Here is a 3,476-nt window from a genome sequence, read left to right as displayed (position 1 = left end):
AAAGAAAAGAAAGGGATAAAAGATAACTTTCTTTATGTAGCACGAGGTAGTCAGCTTTATAGCATAGCGAATGATGAAGCGGTGGCGCTGGAGAAAAGCAAAGTTGAAATCATGGTGCCGTTAGCGGATGTGGCAAAAAAAACAGTGAAGAAGAAAACGGATAAGACGGGCAAGGATTATTACAATGTACAACCTTATCTGTATAGCTTGCCACAAAAGAATAAAGAGGGCGGAATTTATGTGGATAGTAGCCATTTAACACATGGTTTATTGTTCCCTGGTGTGAATATTTTTAATCAATCTGGAAATGGGCTTTGTATATTCAAACATCCTCTTCATCAAAACATAGACCCGAAAAGTGATTTAACGACAGAGCAGAAAAATGAATTAGACCCGGTGTTTAAGTCTATTATGAACGAGCTGAGCTTAGATAAAGACAAAAACAAGCCAGTGGTATTTGAGGCAGGGAAGCTGAAGGATTTATTGTTAACGTCAGTTCAGCAAAGAAGGTTGACGGGAATTGTTGTCAAACATGACAGCGAATGGAAGAAAACGAGGACTGCAGATTTTAGTCAAACCTGTGGTGTTTATCGTGAAAATGGAAAAGAGGAGATTGCGAAGAGAATAGAGAAACGGATAGCTGACTTATCGATAAAGTTAGAGGTGGATGGATTTAACACGGATAAGCAAGCGTATTATCTGCATCCGTTGGGGGTGATTGGGTGGTTGAGTATAAATAGAACTGGTACTTATATTACCTTAGAGCAATTAAATATATTATTTCCATCAGCAGATCTAAAAGTCAAAGAAGAAATTGTAGAAGTATATAACAAGTATTGCGAAAAATTTAATATGCATACACCTAAAATTATTGCACACTTCTTCGCCCAAATAATGGAAGAAGTGGGACAAAAAATTTCATATAAAAACGAAAGTCTGAATTATTCTTCTGAGCATCTTAAGCGACCTAAGACAATTATAGTTAATGGAAAGAAACTTCCTAAGGGACCGTTTTCTTATTTCATAAGAAACCCAGCAGAGGCTGATAAATATGGAAGAAATGAAAAGCATCCTGCAAATCAAGTAGCAATAGCTAATTTAGCTTATTCAAATAGGAATGGTAATGGAGATGTTAATTCAAATGATGGGTGGAATTTTAGAGGGAAAGGATTTATTCAATTAACAGGAAGAGGAAATTATAAGGAAGCACAAAGGGAAATTGATAAATATGCCAGTGAATCAGACGTTAATATAATAAGTGAGCCAGATTCAATTTTAACAATCAAAGGAGCTATGCTATCTAGTATGGGATATTGGACTTCACATGGATTAAATGCCATAGCAGAAAAAGGCTGTAGTGATTCTGATGTAAATAATGTTACAAATATAGTTAACTCATATACTGACTCTAAAGCAGAAAGACGTCATAACTTCTCTATAACAAAAAAGGTATGGAAATGCGAAGAATAAATTATACTATTATTTTTTTATTTACTTTGATTTTTTCATTAGGTTCATATGGTTCAGATTATTGTTTATTTAAAGAGATTCCTTATGAAAATAATTTTTCAGTTAAGATATTTATTTTATCTAAGGAATGTGGATTTGATAATAATTCTGACTCTGTTGTTAAATTATTTAATGGTGATAAAGTTATTAAGGAGTCTAAATATATTTTACCTAAAATAGATGTTAATAAAGATTATATTTTTGAAGGGGAAAGAGACTTAAGAGTTAATGCTGGTTATCTGGAGTTGGAAATAGCTAAGCCAAACAGGGCGATGTCAGATGCTTATAGTTTTATATTTAAATTTAAAATAAATAAAGAGAAGATTTCATTTTTTGATTATGAAATATCAGATCTTTGTTATATTCCAAATGAAAGCTTATGTCCTAGACGAGATAAAATCAGAGAGGACAAGATGCTTCATGAGATTATTAGAACTAAATTAATTGGTATAGATCTTTTTGATTTTATCACGTTAGATGCTTATGATAAAATATATGCCTACTGGCAAAAAGATGGAAGGGGTTCAAAGATTTCTGTAGATAAAGCTTATCTTTATAAGAAAATAGGAGATATTACGAATATGTATTTAATTAAAAATGACTATGTTTTAATACTGGACGAGTTTTTAGATAAGGATAAATCAAAATGGTATCTTATAAATTATAAAGGAAAGAAAGAACTCAATATGTGGATTAAAGCTGATTCAGTTGATTTAAATTAAATGATTTATTAACCGCACTTTATAATGTGCGGTTATTTTTTTGTTCTTTTAAAAGCTCGTAATCACTCCGCTAAATCTTCATTGCATATGCATTTGAATCTGGAGGATGATTTTGGAAAAAAAGGAGCTACTCTTTCTAAAAATAAGCCAGGTGTATGGAGATATCCTAATAGTGCTCCTAAAAGTATTCATGAGCGTATTAAGTTGGAAGGAGCTAATTGTAATAAGTCCATAGTGTCTTATGGAAATTTACAGGGAACTTTTGGTGTTTTAGATCTTAATGTGTTGGCAGATAATGATTGGGGAAATACTATTAGTTGGCTTATCAACGGTGGCGCAAATGGATTCGATGATAGGATAAAATACAGAAATTTGTTAAAGGAGATTATGAAATATGAATTATGTAAAAATAAAAAGTAGTCTTGTATTATTTTTTACGTTTATCTTTGGAATGTGTTCTCCTGCATTATCTGATGTTAGATATAATTTTAAAATAAATAATAATGATATAGAGTTATCAGTTAGTGATGATGGAGAATTTATTGTATCAAATAAAACTAAAAATAATATCTTGTTTAAGAAAGAAAATATTCTATCTGATGGAATTTATTCCTTGAATAATATATCAAAAGAAAAAGATCTTTTTGTTATGAGATTAGTCTTTAGTGGTTCAGGAGGGCAAGAACTTAACTATTATTACCATATTGATGAGAATTCAGTATATGTTGTTAAAGAGAGTACAAGGTACTTAGAAACAGAAGGTAGTATAAGAGATAGAGTATGTGATTATTTTTATTCAAATAACGTTAACGAATGCTTTTATCTTGTTTTAAGGAAAAGTTATTTATATGATTTAAATAGAAAAAAGACAAGCATGTATCTAATTAAGGGAGATAGAGTAAAAATTATTAAAACTGCGTTTGATTCTGATGGAACTAGATGGTATTTCATTAACTACAAAGGAAAAAAAGAAATCAACATGTGGATCAAAGCTGATTCTGTCGATCTAAATTAAATGATTTATTAACCGCACTTTATACTGTGCGGTTATTTTTTGTTCTTTTAAAAACTAATCATCAACCCGCCAAACCTTACGAGATTACACCTTTTTAAATCCGAATTACAACCTCGAACATCAACATCATTTACGGGCATCAAAATTTCCGAGCAGTGAATTTGAAAATAACAAGATTTATGCGATAGCTGATGGCAAATTGATAGCTTATAAAGTGGATAGTGAATATA

General features: G+C 31.0%; 4 protein-coding genes. All 4 read left to right on the top strand.

Annotation, left to right across the window (positions count from 1 at the left end; all coding sequences use genetic code 11):
* On the top strand, window positions 1–1,470 hold a 1,470-nt coding region (locus tag HMPREF3263_RS10900), incomplete at its 5' end, for a glycoside hydrolase family 19 protein (protein WP_371113374.1).
* Window positions 1,458–2,231, top strand: coding sequence for a hypothetical protein (locus HMPREF3263_RS07100; RefSeq protein ID WP_070853135.1), 774 nt, complete (start codon window positions 1,458–1,460; stop codon window positions 2,229–2,231). The genes HMPREF3263_RS10900 and HMPREF3263_RS07100, both read left to right, overlap by 13 nt.
* Before the next feature lie 24 nt (window positions 2,232–2,255).
* Window positions 2,256–2,651, top strand: a complete 396-nt coding sequence (locus HMPREF3263_RS07095) for a hypothetical protein (RefSeq protein WP_070853134.1) — start codon at window positions 2,256–2,258, stop codon at window positions 2,649–2,651.
* Window positions 2,626–3,246, top strand: a complete 621-nt coding sequence (locus HMPREF3263_RS07090) for a hypothetical protein (RefSeq protein ID WP_070853133.1) — start codon at window positions 2,626–2,628, stop codon at window positions 3,244–3,246. The genes HMPREF3263_RS07095 and HMPREF3263_RS07090 overlap by 26 nt, the downstream gene beginning before the upstream one ends.
* Window positions 3,247–3,476: the final 230 nt, after the last annotated feature.

It is taken from the genome of Haemophilus sp. HMSC61B11 (assembly GCF_001838615.1).
Lineage (GTDB): Bacteria > Pseudomonadota > Gammaproteobacteria > Enterobacterales > Pasteurellaceae > Haemophilus_D > Haemophilus_D parainfluenzae_AD.
This window is presented reverse-complemented; position numbering and strand designations above follow the sequence as displayed.

Bases quoted from the DNA above. Each gene is read 5' to 3' on its own strand.
- HMPREF3263_RS07100 (WP_070853135.1), top strand. From the start codon at position 1,458: ATGCGAAGAATAAATTATACTATTATTTTTTTATTTACTTTGATTTTT.
- HMPREF3263_RS07095 (WP_070853134.1), top strand. From the start codon at position 2,256: ATGTGCGGTTATTTTTTTGTTCTTTTAAAAGCTCGTAATCACTCCGCT.
- HMPREF3263_RS07090 (WP_070853133.1), top strand. From the start codon at position 2,626: ATGAATTATGTAAAAATAAAAAGTAGTCTTGTATTATTTTTTACGTTT.